The organism is Nocardia sp. NPDC003269 (assembly GCF_042888005.1).
Lineage (GTDB): Bacteria > Actinomycetota > Actinomycetes > Mycobacteriales > Mycobacteriaceae > Nocardia.
Genome location: NZ_JBIAPA010000001.1, coordinates 1,582,542 through 1,600,947, shown reverse-complemented (window position 1 = coordinate 1,600,947; position 18,406 = coordinate 1,582,542). Strand labels below are relative to the sequence as shown.

The window sequence follows — 18,406 nt, the reverse complement described above, 5'->3', positions numbered from 1 at the left end:
GTAGAAAATGACCGAACAGAGTGCAGCGACCCGCCCGCTCCGCATTGCGATCGTGGGCGCAGGACCGGCCGGTATCTACGCCGCCGACGCATTGATGAAGTCCGATGCCGATGTCAGCATCGACCTCTACGAGCGCATGCCCGCGCCCTTCGGCCTGATCCGCTACGGCGTCGCGCCCGACCACCCGCGCATCAAGGGCATCATCACCGCCCTGCACAAGGTCCTCGACAAGGACCAGGTGCGCCTGCTCGGCAACATCGACTACGGCACCGACATCACCCTCGACGACCTGCGTCAGTTCTACGACGCGGTCATCTTCTCCACCGGCGCCAACGCCGACCGCGCCCTGCCGATCCCGGGTATCGACCTCGACGGCTCCTACGGTGCCGCGGACTTCGTGTCCTGGTACGACGGTCACCCCGACGTGCCGCGTTCGTGGCCGCTCGAGGCGGAGAAGGTCGCCGTGCTCGGTGTCGGCAACGTCGCCCTCGACGTGGCCCGTGTGCTGGCCAAGACCGGTGACGAACTGCTGCCCACGGAGATCCCGCCGAACGTCTACAAGGGTTTGAAGGCCAACAAGGCCGTCGAGGTCCATGTCTTCGGCCGTCGTGGTCCCGCCCAGGCCAAGTTCACCCCGCTCGAGCTGCGCGAGCTCGACCACTCGCCGACGATCGAGGTCATCGTCGACCCCGAGGACATCGACTACGACGAGGGCTCCGAGGCCGCGCGCCGCAACTCCAAGCAGGTCGACATGGTCGCCAACACGCTCGAGCAGTGGGCGATCCGCGATCAGGGCAACCGCCCGCACAAGCTGTTCCTGCACTTCTTCGAGTCCCCGGCCGAGGTCATCGGCGAGGACGGCAAGGTCGTCGGCCTCAAGACCGAGCGCACCCAGCTCGACGGCACCGGCAACGTCAAGGGCACCGGCGAGTTCAAGCAGTGGGACGTGCAGGCCATCTACCGCGCCGTCGGCTACCTGTCGCAGAACATCACCCAGCTGCCGTTCGACGACCAGGCCGGCACCGTGCCGAACGAGGCCGGTCGCGTGATCTCCGACGAGACCGCAGAGGGCGACGCCCGCTTCATGCCCGCCACCTACGTGACCGGCTGGATCAAGCGCGGCCCGGTCGGCCTCATCGGCCACACCAAGGGCGACGCCAACGAGACCATCGCCTGCCTGCTCGACGACGCCAAGGACTTCGCCCCGGCGCCGCAGCCCGAGCTGGACGCGGTCACCACGTTCCTCGAGAGCAAGGGCATCCCGTTCACCACCTGGGCGGGCTGGTACCGCCTCGACGCCCACGAGCGCGCCCTCGGCGAGCCCGAAGGCCGTGAGCGCGTCAAGGTCGTGGAGCGCGAGGACATGCTGCGCGCCTCCGAGCCGAACAAGGTCTAGCCACGGACGTCGGGCCCGAACTGTTCCATTCCGCCGAACTCGAGGCATTCTGTACAAGTGTTCGATGCCCACGTCCACATCATCGATCCGCGGTTCCCGCTGATCGAGAACGAAGGCTATCTGCCCGACCCCTACACCATCGCGGACTACCGAAAGCGGATGGAGCACTTCCATGTTCGCGGTGGTGCGGTGGTCAGCGCGTCGTTCCAGGGTTCCGACCAGTCCTATCTGAAGGCCGCGCTGGCGGCCCTCGGTGAGGACTGGGTCGGGGTCACCCGGCTGGATCTGGACGCCACCGACGACGAGATCATCGAGCTGGATCGCGCCGGCGTGCGCGCGCTCCGGTTCAATCTCAAGCGCGCCGCCGCCGACATCACCGAGATGACGTTGCAGGCGCTGCGCGCGCACGAGCTGGCCGGCTGGCACGTGGAGCTCTACATCGACGGCCAGATGCTGGCCTCGCTGCAACCGGTGATCTCGAAACTGCCCGCGCTGTCCATCGACCACCTCGGCATGTCCGAGGAGGGCCTGCCCTACCTGCTGGATCTGGTCGATCGCGGCGCAAGGGTGAAGGCCACCGGTTTCGGCCGGGTCGACATGGACGTGGCCGAGACGCTGCGCCGCATCCACGCCGTCAACCCCGGCGCGCTGATGTTCGGCAGCGACCTGCCCGGCACCAGGGCGGGCAGGCCGTTCGCCGACGCCGATGTCGAACTGATCTGGCAGGTGGTCGGCGCCGACCTGCACGCGGTGCTCGAGGACAACGCCAGGGAGTTCTACCGGCTGCCGATCGCGGACCGATCAACGGCCGATCCGCTGCCGACGACGCCGATCCCGCGCACCGACAATCCGACCGTGCCGATCCCCCGCGACGAACTGCCCGGCGCGGGCGAGCACACCCGCCCGCTGCCGGTCATCGAATAACTCAGGCCAGCATCGCGCCGGTGAACCAGACACCGGCGGCGATCAGCGCGCCGAACAGCTCGACCAGCATCGACAGGCCGACACCCTTGAGCGCGTGCAGCGTCGCGGGCCAGGCCAGCTCGTTGGTCTTCAACCGGTACAGCTCGGCCAGGTACACGCCGAGCACGAAGCCGATGAACAGGCCGACGATCGGGATGACGAAGAAGCCGACGACCCCGAGGACCGCGCCGAACAGCAGCGCCTTGTTCGACACCCCCGCCTCGCGCATCCGCCTGCCCGGCCAGGTGTACTTGACGACGCCGGAGATGACCAGCGCGACCGAGGCGATCGCGAGCACCGTCCACGCGGTGCTGCCACCGGTCATGAAGGCCCACACCGCGATTGCCGCGAAGATCAGAATGACGCCGGGCAGAATCGGTACGATCACACCGATCAGGCCGACCAGAATGACGAGGCCTACAATGACCTCACCCCACACGCTCACTACCGGGTTCCTCCCATTGTGGCGCCGAGTCGCGCCACCGGAATTCTGACCCATGCCCTACCCGGCTCGCCATCCCGACGCTATTGTCAATGTGTCAATACCGTTCGACGATGAACAGAGGTCAGGTGTGAGCGAGTCCGCCGCCAAGCAGGGACCCCTCGCGGGTATCAAGGTCATCGAGCTGGCCGGCATCGGGCCCGGTCCCCACGCCGCGCTACTGCTGGCCGATCTCGGCGCCGATGTGGTCCGCGTGCAGCGTCCCGGCATGATGCCCGGATACATGGAGCGACCGCAGTGGCGCGGCCGGACCATCGTCGAGGCGAACCTGAAGGATCCGGCCGACGTCGCCAAGATCCTCGACCTGGTCGAGCGGGCCGATGTGCTGCTCGAGGGCTTCCGCCCCGGCGTCACCGAGCGCATGGGCCTCGGCCCCGACGACGCGCTGGCCCGCAACCCGCGCCTGGTCTACGGCCGGATGACCGGCTGGGGCCAGTACGGTCCGCTCGCCGATCGCGCAGGCCACGACATCAACTACATCTCGCTGACCGGTGTGCTCAACGCCATCGGCCGCAAGGGTGAGCGGCCGGTGCCGCCGCTGAACATGGTCGGCGACTTCGGTGGCGGCTCGATGTTCCTGGTGTTCGGCGTGCTGGCCGCGCTGGTCGAGCGGCAGAGCTCCGGGCAGGGCCAGGTCATCGACGCCGCGATGGTCGATGGCGCGCTTGCCCTTTCGCACATGATGTGGGGCATGCGCGGGGTCGGCCTGTGGTCCGACGAGCGCGGCACCAACCTGCTCGACACCGGCATGGCGTTCTACGACACCTACGAGACCTCCGACGGCAAGTACATGGCCGTCGGCGCGATCGAGCCGCAGTTCTACGCCCAGCTGCTGGCCGGGCTGGAGATCGACGCGGAGGGCCTGCCGATGCAGCTCGACCCGAACGGGCAGGACCAGCTGCGCAAGCTGTTCGCGGACAAGTTCAAGACCAAGACCCGCGACGAGTGGGCCGCGATCTTCGACGGCACCGACGCCTGCACCACCCCGGTGCTCACCTTCACCGAGGCCACCGAGAATCCGCACATCGCGGCCCGTACCGGCCTGATCGAGATCGAGGGCGTCGTCCAGCACGCGCCCGCGCCGCGGTTCTCCCGCACCCCCGGCGGCGTGCCGACCCCGCCGCCGTCGGAGACGACACCGATCGAATCGGTCTGGGCTGACTGATTCTCCGGCCTGTCGTCGGTAGTCTCAGCGACTATCGACGACAGGCCACGGATCCGAACCGGCCACCGGCCACCGAAGGTGCTCACCGCGCTGATCGCGGTCACCACCTTCGGCGCCGCGCTGCTCGCCTTCGCGGTGGCCGAGGCCCTGCTCGACGATCGCCACGCGCAGCTCGCCGAATCCCGTTGCCGCAGCGACCTGCCGGTCCCGATCACGGTCAGCCTGCTCAACGGGCTCGCGGCCGGGCTGCTGGCGGCCACCACCATCGCGCTGGTGTGCCTGCTGATGCTGCTGTTCCGCTATCCGTCCGCGCGCGGCGGCGTCGCCGTGCCGCTCACCACCGTGGCCATCGTGATCTCGACGCTGTTCATGCTCGGCGCCGGGTACGAGACCGTGCGGCCGCACCCGGCCACCTACCACTCGTGCGGATTCGGCTGACTCAGTAGCAGGTGAGCGGCTGGAGCGGATCGGCGGCGCGCGGGGTCAGCGCGTCGTAGGCGGCGGCGATGGATTTCACGGCCAGGCGCAGCTCGGCCTCCGGGTGGGTGAAGGGCAGGCGCAGGAACCGCTCGAACGCGCCCTGGACGCCGAAACGCGGTCCGGCGGCGAGCAATACGCCGTGATTGGGCGCGGTGGCGGCCAGTGCCGTCGACACCGGGCTCGGCAGCTGCGCCCACACCGACATGCCACCGGCGCCGGGCGTGATGTGCCAGCCGGGGAGATCCTCGGCGACGGCGTCGAGCAGGGCGGTGCGCTGGGCACGCAGCTGCTCGCGACGGCGCGCCAGGATCGGTTCGGCGTGCTCGAGCAGGTGCACGGTGGCGAGCTGGTCCATCACCGGGGTGCCGAGGTCGACGGTGGCGCGGATGCCGAGCAGCTTGGTGATCAGCGCCTGGTTGGTGCGGATCCAGCCGACCCGCAGGCCACCCCAGAACGACTTCGACGCCGAGCCGATGGTGATGATCTCCGGGCCCTTGGCGAACGCGGCGACCGGCGGCGGCATGGTGTCGCCGGACAGGTTCAGCTCGCTCATCGACTCGTCGACGACGATGGTCATCCTGGTGTCGCGGGCGATGGCCGCCAGTTCGGCGCGGCCGTCGGCGTCGAGCAGCAGGCCGGTGGGGTTGTTGAAGTCGGGGACCAGGTAGGCCAGCGTCGCCGCGGTCTGCCTGGCGGTGCTGCGCAGCCCGTCGAGATCCCAACCGGCGTGCGGTGATTCGGGCCGCAGCGGCACCGGGATCGGGCGGGCGCCGACATCGCGGATGGCCTCGATGGCGTTCGGGTAGCTCGGGTGCTCGATCAGCACGCGCGCGGCGGGCGAGGTGAGCACGTTGAGCAGCAGCCGCAGGCCGTGCTGAGCGCCGAGGGTCACCAGGATCTGGTCGGGTTCGGTGGGCAGGCCGCGGGCGGTGTAGCGACGGGCCAGCGCCTCGCGCAGGGCCAGCACGCCGACCGGGTCCATGCCGTGGGTGCCGAGGTAGGCCGGGATGCCTTGCAGCGCGGCGGAATACGCGTCGTGCAGTTCCGGCGGTGCCGACATGGCCGCGTAGGTCATATCGATGGTCGGCAGCTCGGGCTGGGCCATCAGGGCCATGATGCCGCGGGCGGGCTTGGAACCGTCGTGCTGGATCGCCGGCGGCAGCGCCACCGTGCTGCGCGAACCCTGGCGGCTGATCAGGTAGCCGTGCTCGCGCAGCAGCGAGTAGGTGGAGGTGATCGTCGTGCGGCTGACGCCGAGGGTGGCGGCCAGATCGCGCTCGCTGGGCAGCGCGACGCCGAGCGGGGCGCGGCCGTCGTGGATCAGCAGCCGGATGGCCTCGGCCAGGGCCAGATAGGCGGGCCGGTGCGGACGGCGCTCGGGGGAATCGCCGTCGGTTTCGGGGTCACGCCACCGGCCGAGGTCGCGGGCCAAGCCGGACGCGCCGATCACTCTTGTCGCCATGAAGTCCAGTATTCCGTAAGTGGATATTTCTAGGCAAGGCCAGTCGGAGGATTCTTACGTCATGACCACTTTTCTCGCCCTCGCCGTCGCCGCCGCCTTCGGATACGCGGTCTACCACTTCTCCCCGAAACAGGGCGAGCTGCCGTTCTGGCCGTTCCAGTCCTCGCCGCACGACCGCGCCTTCGGCACCTATGATGACCAGCGACTTTTCCGCGACCTCGATGCCGTGCGGGTACACGACGACGAGCCGCTGGGCGAAGCGCAGAAGGCCACGGAAACCAGTCCAGTCCAGTTGCCGGAAACTGGCCTTCTCGAGGCCGGTGAGCGCGGGCCACTCGCCGCGTGACCGGGGGCGGACCCGAATCTGTCACCGGGTCGGCGCACACTGTGCTCATGAGTTCCGGAACCCGGACCGAACCGGTTGCCGCGGCACTGTTCGACACCGCGATCGGCCTGTGCGCCATCGCCTGGCACGGCGACACCGTCGTGCGGTTCCAGCTGCCCGAGGCGAGCGAAGAGGAGACGCTCGCCCGGATCACCAGGCCGCTGGCGGGCGCGCCGGTCGTCGAGGACGAGCCGGGACCCGTGATCACCGCGGCGATCACGGGCATCCGCGCGCACCTGGCGGGCACGCTGGACACCCTGCGCTGGATCGACGTCGACCTGCGCGGCGTGCCCGAGTTCTACCGGGGCGTGTACGCCGTCACCCGCGACATCGACCCCGGCCACACCCTCAGCTACGGCGACATCGCCATCCGTCTCGGTGCTCCCGGCTCGGCCCAGGCCGTCGGACAGGCGCTGGGCCGCAACCCCATTCCGCTCATCATCCCGTGTCACCGCGTGCTCGCCGCCGACCACGCGCTGCACGGCTTCTCCGCACCCGGCGGCATCGGCACCAAGGCCCGGCTGCTGGAGATCGAGCGCACGCCCGGCTTCGGCGAGCCGATGCTGTTCTGACCCGGTCCGACCGATGAGTTCCCGGTCGCCGGGTGCGTCCGCATGGACGGTGGCGCAGCACGCGCACCTCGGGAAACCCGTGCCGACCTGCGATGGACGCGATCGCGTACCGTCGAGTCCGGTGGTCACACGGCCCGAATGCGAGAGGAACCACGATGCAGACTGTGACGTCGGCCGACGGCACCACGATTGCCTACGACCGGGTCGGGGACGGAACGGCGGGCACCGTCATCCTGATCGGCGGGGCGTTCAGCTACCGCGAGTACACGACCATGGTCGAGCTCGCGCAGACCCTGGCGACCGATTTCGGTCTGACGGTGCTCAACTACGACCGGCGCGGGCGCGGTGACAGCGCCGACTCCCCCGGCGTGTACGACGTGGCCAACGAGATCGCCGACATCGCCGCGCTGGTCGAGGCCGCGGGCGGGAACGCGGCGCTGTTCGGCTGGTCCTCGGGCGCCGCGCTGGCACTGCTCGCCGCGCGCGAGGTGGCGGGGGTGACCGCGGTGGTCGCATTCGAGCCGCCGTTCGTCGTCGACCCGAAAGACCATGTGCCGCCGAAGAACCTGGCCGACAAGCTGCATCCGATGATCGCCGCGGACAAGCGCAACAAGACGGTGCGGTACTACATGACCAAGGCGATGGGCATGCCGTGGCTGATGGTCTCCGCGATGCGGCTGACCCCGTTCTGGAAAAACCTTGCCGCGACCTCGAATTCGACGGCCCACGACTGGGCGGTGATGCGGCCGTTCATGCTCGGCAAGTCGCTCGATCCCGCCGACTGGAGCGAGGTGAAGGTCCCGGTCCTCGTCCTCGCGGGCGACCGCACCTCCCCGATGCTCACCCGGGGCGCCAAGGCCGCGGCCGCGGCCCTGCCCGACGCGACCTTCGCCGAACTCCCCGGCGTGAGTCACAACCCGAAGATCTCGATCCTGGCCCCCGCGATCGGCGATTTCCTCACCGCCACCCCCTGAACGGACCTGCTGATCAGGGTGGCGGTGGGTGATCGCGGTAGAACTGGCAGGGCTCGCCGGTGAGGTAGCCGTCCATACAGGCGAAGTAGGTCTGGACGCAGGCGTTGCTGGTGCAGCCCGCCGTGTACAGCATGCCCCGGATGCGCTCGTTGCGCTGTTGCGACGGCGCGAGGGTCTGCGCGGGCGGGAGCACCGAACTCACCGGCGCCGGGCTGGGTGGCGGCGTTGTCTCGCTGGGCGACGAGCAGCCGGACACGACAGCGACCGTCACCAGCGCTGACAAGGCCAGACCCGCGCGCACCGTCATCCGTCACCTCCGTCCGAAACCCGACTCGACGGTACTACCGAGGGTCCGGCCTGCCCAGGGCGGCGCGGTGGACACCGCCCGGTTCAGCGTCTAGAGCGTGGCGCCGTAGCCGCTGCCGAGCACACCGCCCGCGACCGCACCGGCAGCCGCGGCGGGGATTCCGAGCGCCGCGGCGCCGACGGCCGCGCCCGCGGCGGCACCGATCGCGGCGCCTGCCCCGGTGGTCGCCGCCGCGATCGGCCACGCAGCGGCGAAGCCGCCGGCGATAGCGGGGAGCGCGCCGGCGCCGGCGGTGGGAATGGCGGCCGCACCGGCGAGGATCGCGGTCGCGCCCGCGGTGCCCGCGGCACCGACCGCGAAGCCGACACCGGCACCGATTCCGGCGCCGATCACGCCACCGCCCACGGCGCCGACGGCGGCGGCGGGGACACCGACGAGGGCCGCACCGGCCAGCGCGCCACCGACCGTCGCGGCGGCGATCTTGTCGGAGCGGCTGGGGTTGATGCCGATCGAGCGGCCCTGGGTGGCGATGGCGGCCTCGACATCGGCGGCGGTGGTGTTCACGCCGTCGAGGACCTCGCCGGGAACCTCGTCGGGGACGGGGCTGGTGAAGTCGCCGACGCGCAGGGTGCGCGGGGGCGGGGCGATGGGCGCCACGGGCTCGACCGGCTCAGGGAGGTGCAGCTCCTCGATGACGATCGGCGGCGGCGGGGCGGTGTACTCGGGCACCGGACGCGATTCCGGGCGTTCGGGGGCGAGGCGCTCCAGGGTGTCGGGAACGTCGAAGTTCGCCAGATCGGAACGGCCGTCGTCGGCGGGCGCCGGCGTGTTCACGCCGGGCTGTTCCGGGTTGATCCCCGGCTGCGGCACTGCGATCGCGACACCGGCACAGGCGACGGCCAGCGCCATCGGCAGCACGCCGACGAGCGGGCGAGCGACCCGCCGCGCCGTCGAAGAGTTCACATCATCGGACCGACGGATCACGCCGAACACCCACTCACACACTCGACACAGTGCGGCACGTCCCCGCGTACCGCGCAGCGACGATAGCGGTAGCCGAGCGGATGCTGTCAAATCGATAGCGAGTCGACATCACTCGCGCGTGTCGACCCTGAACTGCGAAAATGGCCCCTCCCCGAGCACGGGAAGGGGCCATTCGCGAAGGAAACTCAGCCCAGCACGTCGTGGCGCACGATCGTCTGATCGCGGCCGGGGCCGACGCCGATGCACGAGATGCGCGCGCCCGAAAGCTCTTCCAGCCGCAGCACATACGCCTGCGCGTTGGCGGGCAGCTCCTCGAAGGTGCGGGCGTGCGAGATGTCCTCCCACCAGCCGGGCATCTCCTCGTAGATCGGCTTGGCGTGGTGGAACTCGGTCTGGGTGGTCGGCATCTGCTCGACCCGCTCGCCGTCGATCTCGTACGCGACGCAGATCGGCACGGTGTCCAGGCCCGACAGCACGTCGAGCTTGGTGAGGAAGTAGTCGGTGATGCCGTTGACGCGGGTGGCGTAGCGGCTGATCACCGCGTCGAACCAGCCGCAGCGCCGGGCGCGGCCGGTGGTGACACCCACCTCGCCGCCCTGCTTGGCCAGGAACTCGCCGAAGTTGTCGAACAGCTCGGTCGGGAACGGGCCGGAGCCGACGCGGGTGGTGTAGCACTTGAGGATGCCGAGCACCGTGTCGATCTTGTTCGGGCCGATGCCGGAACCGACCGCCGCGCCGCCCGAGGTCGGGTTGGACGAGGTGACGAACGGGTAGGTGCCGTGGTCGACGTCGAGCAGGGTGCCCTGCGAGCCTTCCAGCAGGATGGTGTCGCCACGCTCGAGCGCCAGGTTCAGCTCGAGGCGGGTGTCGGCGATGCGGTGCTTGAACGACTCGGCCTGGCCGAGCACCTCGTCGACCACCTGCTGCGGGTCCAGCGCGCGGCGGTTGTAGATCTTCACCAGCACCTGGTTCTTGAATTCCAGTGCGGCCTCGACCTTCTGGGTGAGGATCTTCTCGTCCAGCACGTCGGCGACGCGGACGCCGACGCGGGCGACCTTGTCCTGGTAGCAGGGGCCGATGCCACGGCCGGTGGTGCCGATCTTGCGGCTGCCGAGGAAGCGCTCGGCGACCTTATCGATGGCCACGTGGTACGGCATGATCAGGTGCGCGTCGGCCGAGAGCAGCAGGCCGGAGGTGTCCACCCCGCGCTCTTCCAGACCGGCCAGCTCCTCGAGCAGCACGCCGGGATCGACCACGACACCGTTGCCGATGACGTTCTGCACACCGGGGGTGAGGATGCCGGACGGGATCAGGTGCAGCGCGAACTTGTCGCCGTTGGGGAGCACGACCGTGTGGCCTGCGTTGTTGCCGCCCTGGTAACGAACGACCCACTGCAACCGCTCACCGAGCAGGTCGGTAGCTTTGCCCTTACCCTCGTCGCCCCATTGGGCGCCGATGAGGACGATTGCCGGCATTTCGCGTCTCCTACAGATCGACGGCAGCACACGGTGTACTGCAGCTACCTGCCGATTGAGGCGGTGGCCGGAGACACAGTCTAGTCGACGCCTGATCAGGGCCCTCCGACCTGCCCTGTCCGAGCACGCCGACCCCCGGCCGCTCCGGGTGCCACGATCGGTTACGGTTACTTGCCGGCAGGGGGTTTGGCCGTGTTCGAGGGCGACACACCGTCGACCCGACCGAGGAGGGTGTACCGCAGTTTGAGTACCCACGTTCTCCGATGTGGTGACATGCCGGTCCCGATCGCGCTGGCCTCGCAGCCGACCACGCAGACCGAGCCGGTGCCCGATACCGCCGTGATCGATGAGCTGCTGCCGGTGCTGGCCGCCGACAGCCTGCCGCGCCTGATCGTGCTCGGCTCCGACGCCGCCCTGGCCGCCGTGCTCACCCATCTGATGCGCACCGAACGCCTGCACGTCGAGGTCGGGTTCGTCCCGGTCGAGACGACCTACGCCTCGCGGGTCTATCAGACCGCGACCGGCAACGCCGCCGCGAAGATCGCGCTGGAGGGCCGGGCCATCGAGACCCCGCTGATCCGCGACGACACCGGCACCGTGCTCGTCGGCCGGGCCAGCATCACCGGCATCGACGGCGCCAAGCTCGAGGGCGAGGCCTACGTCGACGACACGCTGCTGTTCACCGGCATCGTGACGACCATGCTGATCTCACCGACGATGACGATGCCCGGTGTCCGCGCCAGGGTCCGCAAGGGCTTCCGCAAGCGCACCTGGGTGTCGGGTCGCGCCGCGCAGCTCGGCACGCCGGGCGCGATCGTCACCCGCGACGGGATCACCACCGAACGCAAGGTGCCCCGCTCGACCTTCTACCGCTTCGAACAACCCTGGCTCCTGGTGCGATGACGTCTTCCTTCCCCACCGGCAGGCGGACCGGCCACAGCGCCGTCCGCCCGAGCCCGGTCTTCCTGCTCATCGTGTTGATCACCGTGCTCGGCGGCGCGCTCGCCTGGGACGCCGACATCGAGTCGGTGCGCGCCAAGGTCGGCGTGTTCGTGCTCGTGGTGTTCGGCTGGATCATCAGCCTGTGCCTGCACGAATTCGCGCACGCCTATGTCGCGTGGCGCGCGGGTGATCATGAAGTGGAAGTGCGGGGATATCTCACCCTGAATCCGCTGAAATACAGCCACCCGGTGCTCTCGATCGGATTGCCGCTGATTTTCATCGCGCTCGGCGGTATCGGATTGCCCGGCGGCGCGGTGTATGTGGACACGACCCGATTCCGCTCGGCGGTGCAGCGGCTGGTCAGCGCGGTCGGTCCGGCGTCCAATCTGCTGTGCGCGGTGGTGCTGCTCGTGGTGATCCGCGCGTTCGGGACGATGCAGGAGCACGCCGGGTTCTGGTGTGGGCTCAGTTTCCTGGCGTTCTTGCAGATCACCGCGTTTCTGCTGAACATCCTGCCGGTGCCGGGCCTGGACGGGTTCGGGATCATCGAGCCCTCGCTGAGCTACGAGACCCGGCGGTCGCTCGACCAGATCAAGCCCTACGGAATGCTCGTTCTCTTCGCTGTCATCTTCTTCACACCATTGAGCCGGGTGTTTTTCGACGCTGTTTACGCTTTGTTCGAACTTTCCGGGGTACCTGACGGGTGGGCTGCCTACGGTAGCCACATGACCCGCTTCTGGCGTTGATAGCCTGTCGCCGGTCAACCTCGACTCTGGAACGGAAACGCGTATGGGCACCACCGAATCGCCCGTAGTCCTCTCTGTCGTCATCCCGGTACTCGACGAAGCCTCGGTCATCGCCGCCTGCCTGGAGCGGCTGGTCGGTCAGGACGCCATCGACGAGATCGTCGTCGTCGACAACGGCAGCACCGACCGCACCAGGGAGATCGTCGCCGAGCTAGCCGCCCGACATCCGAAGATCGAGCTGATCGACGAGCCGAATCCCGGCGTCGCGCACGCCCGCAACACCGGCTTCGACAAGGCGCGCGGCGACTACCTCGGCCGCATCGACGCCGACACCATGGTCGCGCCCGACTGGGGCGCCACCGTGCGCGCGCACCTCGACGCGCATCCGGACACCGTCGCGGTGACCGGCATCAGCACCTACCACGACTCCCCGATCGGCTTCTTCCTCGCCGCCGCGATCGGTGGCCAGCAGCGCCTCGGCCTGATCAAGCACCAGCCCGTCGGCAATGTGCACGGCGCCAATATGGCGATCCGGCGGACCGCGTGGGAGCAGGTGCACACGGACACCACCACCCGTCGCGACCTGCACGAAGACCTCGACCTCGCGCTCTGCCTGACCAAGGCGAAGCTGCGCATCGACCAGCTGCCGCAGCTGCGCGCGGAGATCTCGGCGCGCCGCCGCCAGACCCCGCCGAGCGTCTGGTGGAAGTACCAGCTGCGTGGCCTGGAGACCATCGCCAACCAGGGCTACAACGTGGTGGGCTTCCACCGCGCCGTGATCACCGGCGCCTGGGTGATGCACACCTCGCAGTGGCCGATCTACCGGGTGTGGGACTTCGACCGCAAGCGGTTCACGCTGCGTCCCGGCCGCCCCAGGGTCTCCCCCGTCGGCGACTGATCCCTCACTCTTCGGGCGTCACATACGGATTGGGCACGGTGGGCGGGAGCAGCGCCATCGCCGAGATGCGCTGCATCCCGCACACGACCATCAGATCCACCACGATCGACCGGATCTGCGCGAACACCACGTGCGCCGAAAGACCGGCCCCGACAACGAGTTCGGGCCTGGCCTTCTTGGCGACGCTGCGCAGCGCGCGGGTGGCCTCGGCCTGATCGGGCTGCTCGCCCGGATCGGCCAGCATCATCCTGCGGACCACATCGGTGGCGTTGCCGAGCTGGTCGACCAGGTCGATCAGGCGGGGGTCGAGCACCTCGTCGTCGCGGACGAGGGTCAGGGAACGGCGCAGCAGCACCCGGGTATTGCGGACGGCGTTGTCGAGCGGGTCGGCCGCCGAATGGATGCGGGCCAGGCGCTTGCGGGAGTTCCAGTACAGCGGCGAGATCCGGCTGACCTCGCGACCGCCCTCCAGCGCCGAGCGCAGGGCGTCGATCTGCTTCTGGGTGGCGCGCACCGCGGTCAGCGACTCGTGCACCTTGTCCGAGTCCTGCTCGAGCAGGCCGTCGGCGCAGGTGATCATCGACTTGCTCATCACCGACAGCACGTCGGCCGCGTGCTCGCGGGCCCGGCGCACCGGATGCAGCGGGATCAGCCCGACCATGAGCACGCCGACCAGCCCGCCGACCAGGGCGTCGATCATCCGGCTCGGGCCCGCCCCCGGCGATTGACTCAGCGTCGAGACCAGCACCGCCGACCCAGCGGCCTGGATGGTGATGATCGAGCCGCCGTCGAGGAATACCGAGCACGCCATCGCGGCGGCGACCACCAGGCCCACCTGCCAGACCCCGGTGCCGACCTGGGCGATGAACAGGTCACCGATGCCGATGCCGACGGCGACCCCGACCACCAGCTCCACCGAGCGCCGGATCCGGGCGCCGAAGGAGATGCCGATCGAGACGACCGCGGCGGTGGGCGCGAAGAACGGGTCGGGATGCCCGATGACGTTGTGCGCGATGAACCACGCCAGCGCCGCGCCGAGCGAGCACTGGATGATCGGGATGGTCGACAGACGCAGTCGCACCGCCGACGCCTTCAGGCGATCGACGGTGCTGTCCTTGGCGGCGGTGACGACCGGAGTCGCCGCGGCGACGACGGAATGGGGATCGCTCACCTACGGCTCGGATCCGGTCGCTCGCTCAATCCAGGCCGAGTTCGGCCGCCGCGTGCGGATCGCAGTCCTCGAGCAGGTCCAGGCAGCGGGCGTATTCCTCGGTCTCGCCGATGAGCTTGGCCGCCCTGGCCAGCGCGCCGACGCTGCGCAGGAAACCCTGGTTCGGCTCGTGATTCCACGGGACCGGGCCGAAACCCTTCCAGCCGTTGCGGCGCAGCAGGTCGAGGCCGCGGTGGTAGCCGGTGCGGGCGAAGGCGTAGGCGGCGACGGTGTCGTGGGTGACCTCGTCGCCGGCGCGCTCGAGCGAGGCCTCGGCCAGTTGCGCCCAGGCGATCGACGCGGCCGGATGATCGGCGGCGACCTTCACCGGGTCGGCGCCCGCCGCGATGGCGTCCTCGGCGTCGATCAATTCGGGAAGGAGGACCGGCTGCGGTCCGAGCAGGTCACCGAAGGAGGTCATGGGTTCATTGTGCACCGCGGCCCGTCACGACGTCGCCCGGCCCGCCGCGAGGCGATCGGCGAACCCCTCGGCGCGACGCGCACTAGGCTGAGGCGCGAGTGGAACGTTCGAGCCTGAGCGAGGGGTACTAGGTGTCCGACCCGACCGACGAGAACAACGCGGCAGCCGAATCTGCCGAGCCCGGCGCGACCGCCCAGCGCGGCGCCGATTCGTCGAGCACCGCGCCGTCGACCGGCGCGCCCAAGTCGACCCCCGAAGCGGTCACCGAACCGGGCAGGCCGACCGTTCCCCCAGGCACCACGGAGACCGTGGTCATCCGCCGCGGTGATCTGCCGGGTGCGGCCGGGCAGGGTTCGAGCCCGTCCGGACGGGCTGCCGACTCGGCCGGTGACGCGGCCGGTCCTTCGGGCGGATCGGGCAGTTCCTCGTCGGGACCCGGCAACGCGACCGGTGGCCTGCGCCCCGATGACCAGTCGACCGAGCGACATACGAACGCGCCCGGCGGACGCCAGTCGTCCGAACGACCCGCGAACGGCCCCGGCGGCCACCAGCCGTCCGCACCCGGCGGCCAGCGGCCGGGCAACCCACCGGCCGGACAGCAGCCGCCGGGGCGCCCCGGTGGCCCGCGCCCGCAGGCAGAACCCGCCGCACCTCCGCCACGCCGAGCCCAGCCGGTCCGTTCCTCGAACCCGGCTGCCGGACAGCAGCCTTCAGGCCCCGGCAGCCGTCCCAACGGCCCGGGCAACCCGCCCGCCGGACCTCGCCCCCAGGGTGGACCCGGCGCGCCGATCGGCCGTCCCACCGACGCGCCAGGTGGTCGTCCGGCCTTCGGTCCGGGCAACGCCCCCGGCGGGCCCCTCGGTCGTCCCGGCGGGCAGCAGCCCTCCGGCCCCGGCAACGCACCTGGCGGACAGCGCCCCGGCGGTCCCGGCAACGCACTCGGCGGACAGCGCCCTGGCGGTCCCGGCCCGCAGCAGGGCTTCGGCCCGAGCAATGCGCCCGGCGGCCAGCGGCCTGCGGGTCCCGGCGCTCAGCGCCCCTCGGACACCCGTGGACCGCAGGCATCCGGACCCGGTAATCCGCCTGGCCCGCAACGGCCTTCGGGTCCGGGCGCACCGCAGGTGGGTCGCGCGCCGGGCGCACCAGCCGGTGGTCGACCCGGCAATGCGCCTGGCGGACAGCCCGTTTCGGGTCCGGGCAACGGTGGTGGCGCCCCGGCCGGGGCCTCGCCGCTGGCTGGTCTCTCGCAGGGCCTGCCCGGTGGGGATCGCGCGAACCAGAGCGGTGTGGACCCGGCGGGACGCGGCAACGAGCGCCCCGCCGACCTCGCCGGACCGGACGCACCCACCACGGCGATGTCGATCCCGGGCCGGAAACCGTCCACCACCAAGGGTGATTCGGCCGACGACCGCACCGTCAAGGTCCCGAGCGCACAGTCCCGGGCCGCCCAGGCCGACATCTCGACCGCCGAGATGAACCAGGCCGACCGCCCGTCGAAGCCGGACGCGAAGCCCGGCAAGGAAACTGCCGCAGCAGCAGGCGTCGCGGTCGGCGCGGCCCTCGCCGGAGCGGCCGCCGTTGGCGCACGCGATTCCGACACGGACCAGGCGGCAGACGCGGCCACCGGCACCCCTGAAGACTCAGCACAAGCGGACCGCAGCGCCGCAGCCTCAGACATCGATGCCACAACCGCCGATGCGACCGATGCGACTCGAAGTGGCGAGTCGCCGGATGCCGACACCACGGCGGGTGCCGATGCAGCAGCAGCAGGCTCACCGACCAGCACAGGCGCCGCAGGCGCGGATACCGCAGGTGTAGGCGCAGGTGCCGCTGGCGCAGGCGCGACAGGCACAGGCGCGACAGGCACAGGCGGGCCAGGCACGGCGGGCGCAGGCGCGGGTGGGCCAGGCGCAGGTGGGCCAGGCGCAGGTGGGCCAGGCGCAGGTGAGGCGGCCGCAAGTGGCGCAGGCGAGGGCGCGGGCGCTGGCGCGGCAGGCGCTGGCGCGGCATCGAGCGCAGGTGCCAACGTTGCTGGCTCACAGACCGGCGCGGGCGCTGCGGCGGATGGATCGAACTCCGCTGTCGGAGATGCTGATTCGGTAGCGACGGGCTCTGCGGGGGCGAACGACAGCGCTGCGATGAAGGCAGGATCCGCGGCGGCCGCAGGCGCTGCCGCCCAGACCGCTGCATCCGCAAGCGGCCGCTCGGCTGCCGGCGCTGATGCTGCGGCGGACGGTAGCCGCTCGGCCGGCGGCACTGATGCTGCTGCGGCGGCAGACGGCACCGGGGCCGACGGATCGGCGGCCGCGGGTCCGGGGGCAGGCGGGGTGGGGGCGAACACCGGCGGTCCACGCGGTGCCGATGCCGCGCAGGCGGATGCCGACGCGCCCACGATCTCCGGAGTTGTCGCCGGCGAGGGTGTTTCGAGGTCTCGGGATTTCGACGCGACCGAGAAGTTCCAGACCGCAGCGGGTTCCGGCGACAAGGGCACGCCGCAGGGAGCGGGTGCCAAGCAGGAAGGCCGACCCGGCGCGGACGCGGGAAATCGGCCGGGCGCTGCCGCTGCGGCGGCGGGCGCTGCCGCTGCGGCGGCGGGCGCTGCGGCGGCCGGGGCGGCGGGTGCTGCCTCGTTGCGCAAGGGCGGGGGTGAGGTGCCCGCGTCGGAGGATCAGACGATCGCGATGCGGGTGGTGAATCCGGCGGACGCGCCGACCACCGCCATGCCGGTGCAGCGGCCGCAGGGGACGGATCGGGTGGTGCCGCCGTCGGGTGGCAGGCCGATGACGCCGCCGCCGAACACGCCGCGTGGGCCCGCGGGGCCGCGGCAGGCCGGGCATCAGGGACCCGCCGGGCCGCACGGGCCGGGGGTCGAGGAGACCCAGCCGTCGCCGCCGCGCGCGCCGATCGCCCCGCCCAAGCCGGCGTCGGCGCCGTCGCCCGCCGACATCCAGCCGACGCGCCCCGCGCAGCAGCTGGCCGAGGGCAAGCGTCAGGTCGCGCCGCCGGAGGCACCGCGCCCGGTCGCGCCGCCGCAGCGGATCGAGGCTCCGCAGGAGCCCGCGGCCGACAAGCCGGCCCGCTCGAAGCGCTGGCTGCTGGCGGCGGCAGGTGCCGCGGTGCTGGTCATCGCCCTGATCGTGACCGTGGTGACGCTGATGACCGGCGGGGACAACTCGCCGGAGGGCCAGGTCCGCACCGCGATCGGCGCCTACGCCGACGCGCTGGGCTCCGGCGACCTGGACGACCTGCGGTCGAGCACGTGCGGCCAGCTGCACGACTTCTACCAGGGCATCACCGCCGACCAGTTCAAGGGCGTGCACCAGCTCTCGACCGAGCGCGGTTCCATCCCGGTCGTCGCCAGCGTGGATGCGGTGCGCATCACAGGCGACACCGCGCTGGCCGAGGCGACCGTGTACACCTCGGCCGATCCGGCGAAGCGGACCGCGCGGACCTTCGACCTGCAGCGCACCGACGGTAGCTGGAAGGTCTGCGACCCCGCGGGCACCCCGTAGCGGCGGTGTCGA

The 18,406-nt window shown here is 70.7% G+C and carries 19 protein-coding genes; 11 read left to right on the top strand and 8 right to left on the bottom strand.

What is annotated here, in order from left to right; translation table 11 throughout:
* Positions 1 to 7 precede the first annotated feature (7 nt).
* On the top strand, positions 8 to 1,396 hold the full coding sequence (locus ACFYWJ_RS07320; protein WP_357342248.1) for an FAD-dependent oxidoreductase: 1,389 nt from the start codon (positions 8 to 10) through the stop codon (positions 1,394 to 1,396).
* A 57-nt stretch (positions 1,397 to 1,453) separates the two neighbouring features.
* Positions 1,454 to 2,320 carry an amidohydrolase family protein gene (locus ACFYWJ_RS07315; protein WP_355274688.1) on the top strand — a complete coding sequence of 289 codons (867 nt, stop codon included), beginning with the start codon at positions 1,454 to 1,456 and terminating at the stop codon, positions 2,318 to 2,320.
* A gap of 1 nt (position 2,321) precedes the next feature.
* On the opposite strand, the gene ACFYWJ_RS07310 is transcribed toward ACFYWJ_RS07315, so the two are convergent.
* Positions 2,322 to 2,804: a DUF456 domain-containing protein gene (locus ACFYWJ_RS07310; RefSeq protein WP_355274691.1), complete on the bottom strand. Its 483-nt coding sequence runs from the start codon at positions 2,802 to 2,804 to the stop codon at positions 2,322 to 2,324.
* 127 nt (positions 2,805 to 2,931) lie between these two features.
* Between ACFYWJ_RS07310 and ACFYWJ_RS07305 the strand changes: the two genes are divergently transcribed.
* On the top strand, positions 2,932 to 4,026 hold the full coding sequence (locus ACFYWJ_RS07305) for a CaiB/BaiF CoA-transferase family protein (RefSeq protein WP_355274694.1): 1,095 nt from the start codon (positions 2,932 to 2,934) through the stop codon (positions 4,024 to 4,026).
* 78 nt (positions 4,027 to 4,104) lie between these two features.
* Positions 4,105 to 4,464: a hypothetical protein gene (locus tag ACFYWJ_RS07300; RefSeq protein ID WP_355274696.1), complete on the top strand. Its 360-nt coding sequence runs from the start codon at positions 4,105 to 4,107 to the stop codon at positions 4,462 to 4,464.
* 1 nt (position 4,465) lies between these two features.
* On the opposite strand, the gene ACFYWJ_RS07295 is transcribed toward ACFYWJ_RS07300, so the two are convergent.
* Positions 4,466 to 5,968: a PLP-dependent aminotransferase family protein gene (locus tag ACFYWJ_RS07295; RefSeq protein WP_355274699.1), complete on the bottom strand. Its 1,503-nt coding sequence runs from the start codon at positions 5,966 to 5,968 to the stop codon at positions 4,466 to 4,468.
* Positions 5,969 to 6,029: 61 nt separating this feature from the next.
* Here ACFYWJ_RS07295 and ACFYWJ_RS07290 point away from each other — a divergent pair, with 61 nt between their 5' ends.
* From ACFYWJ_RS07290 to ACFYWJ_RS07280, 3 genes are all read left to right on the top strand, one after another.
* Positions 6,030 to 6,314 carry a hypothetical protein gene (locus ACFYWJ_RS07290; protein ID WP_355274701.1) on the top strand — a complete coding sequence of 95 codons (285 nt, stop codon included), beginning with the start codon at positions 6,030 to 6,032 and terminating at the stop codon, positions 6,312 to 6,314.
* A gap of 47 nt (positions 6,315 to 6,361) precedes the next feature.
* Positions 6,362 to 6,925 carry a methylated-DNA--[protein]-cysteine S-methyltransferase gene (locus tag ACFYWJ_RS07285; RefSeq protein WP_355274703.1) on the top strand — a complete coding sequence of 188 codons (564 nt, stop codon included), beginning with the start codon at positions 6,362 to 6,364 and terminating at the stop codon, positions 6,923 to 6,925.
* 155 nt (positions 6,926 to 7,080) lie between these two features.
* Positions 7,081 to 7,899 carry an alpha/beta hydrolase gene (locus tag ACFYWJ_RS07280; RefSeq protein ID WP_355274706.1) on the top strand — a complete coding sequence of 273 codons (819 nt, stop codon included), beginning with the start codon at positions 7,081 to 7,083 and terminating at the stop codon, positions 7,897 to 7,899.
* Between the two features lie 13 nt (positions 7,900 to 7,912).
* Here ACFYWJ_RS07280 and ACFYWJ_RS07275 read toward each other — a convergent pair whose 3' ends face one another.
* The 3 genes from ACFYWJ_RS07275 to ACFYWJ_RS07265 form a co-directional block, all read right to left on the bottom strand.
* Complete coding sequence (locus ACFYWJ_RS07275; protein ID WP_355274708.1) at positions 7,913 to 8,206, bottom strand: hypothetical protein; 294 nt, start codon at positions 8,204 to 8,206, stop codon at positions 7,913 to 7,915.
* A gap of 90 nt (positions 8,207 to 8,296) precedes the next feature.
* Positions 8,297 to 9,169 (bottom strand): hypothetical protein, encoded by an 873-nt coding sequence (locus tag ACFYWJ_RS07270; RefSeq protein WP_355274710.1) that lies wholly within the window; start codon positions 9,167 to 9,169, stop codon positions 8,297 to 8,299.
* Positions 9,170 to 9,375: 206 nt separating this feature from the next.
* On the bottom strand, positions 9,376 to 10,665 hold the full coding sequence (locus ACFYWJ_RS07265; protein ID WP_355274712.1) for an adenylosuccinate synthase: 1,290 nt from the start codon (positions 10,663 to 10,665) through the stop codon (positions 9,376 to 9,378).
* A 273-nt stretch (positions 10,666 to 10,938) separates the two neighbouring features.
* Between ACFYWJ_RS07265 and ACFYWJ_RS07260 the strand changes: the two genes are divergently transcribed.
* The 3 genes from ACFYWJ_RS07260 to ACFYWJ_RS07250 are packed head-to-tail and all read left to right on the top strand — an operon-like array spanning position 10,939 to position 13,251.
* Positions 10,939 to 11,568, top strand: coding sequence for a hypothetical protein (locus ACFYWJ_RS07260; protein WP_355274714.1), 630 nt, complete (start codon positions 10,939 to 10,941; stop codon positions 11,566 to 11,568).
* Positions 11,565 to 12,353, top strand: a complete 789-nt coding sequence (locus ACFYWJ_RS07255; RefSeq protein ID WP_355274716.1) for a site-2 protease family protein — start codon at positions 11,565 to 11,567, stop codon at positions 12,351 to 12,353. The genes ACFYWJ_RS07260 and ACFYWJ_RS07255 overlap by 4 nt, the downstream gene beginning before the upstream one ends.
* A gap of 43 nt (positions 12,354 to 12,396) precedes the next feature.
* A complete protein-coding gene (locus ACFYWJ_RS07250) occupies positions 12,397 to 13,251 on the top strand; it encodes a glycosyltransferase (RefSeq protein ID WP_355274718.1) in 855 nt (284 codons plus the stop codon).
* A gap of 4 nt (positions 13,252 to 13,255) precedes the next feature.
* On the opposite strand, the gene ACFYWJ_RS07245 is transcribed toward ACFYWJ_RS07250, so the two are convergent.
* From ACFYWJ_RS07245 to ACFYWJ_RS07235, 3 genes are all read right to left on the bottom strand, one after another.
* Positions 13,256 to 14,422, bottom strand: a complete 1,167-nt coding sequence (locus tag ACFYWJ_RS07245; RefSeq protein WP_355274720.1) for an FUSC family protein — start codon at positions 14,420 to 14,422, stop codon at positions 13,256 to 13,258.
* A 25-nt stretch (positions 14,423 to 14,447) separates the two neighbouring features.
* Entirely contained in the window at positions 14,448 to 14,882 is a 435-nt protein-coding gene (locus ACFYWJ_RS07240) for a DUF3151 domain-containing protein (RefSeq protein WP_355274722.1), read from the bottom strand.
* 127 nt (positions 14,883 to 15,009) lie between these two features.
* Complete coding sequence (locus tag ACFYWJ_RS07235) at positions 15,010 to 15,180, bottom strand: hypothetical protein (protein WP_355274724.1); 171 nt, start codon at positions 15,178 to 15,180, stop codon at positions 15,010 to 15,012.
* A 2,029-nt stretch (positions 15,181 to 17,209) separates the two neighbouring features.
* Here ACFYWJ_RS07235 and ACFYWJ_RS07230 point away from each other — a divergent pair.
* Complete coding sequence (locus tag ACFYWJ_RS07230; RefSeq protein ID WP_355274727.1) at positions 17,210 to 18,394, top strand: hypothetical protein; 1,185 nt, start codon at positions 17,210 to 17,212, stop codon at positions 18,392 to 18,394.
* Positions 18,395 to 18,406: the final 12 nt, after the last annotated feature.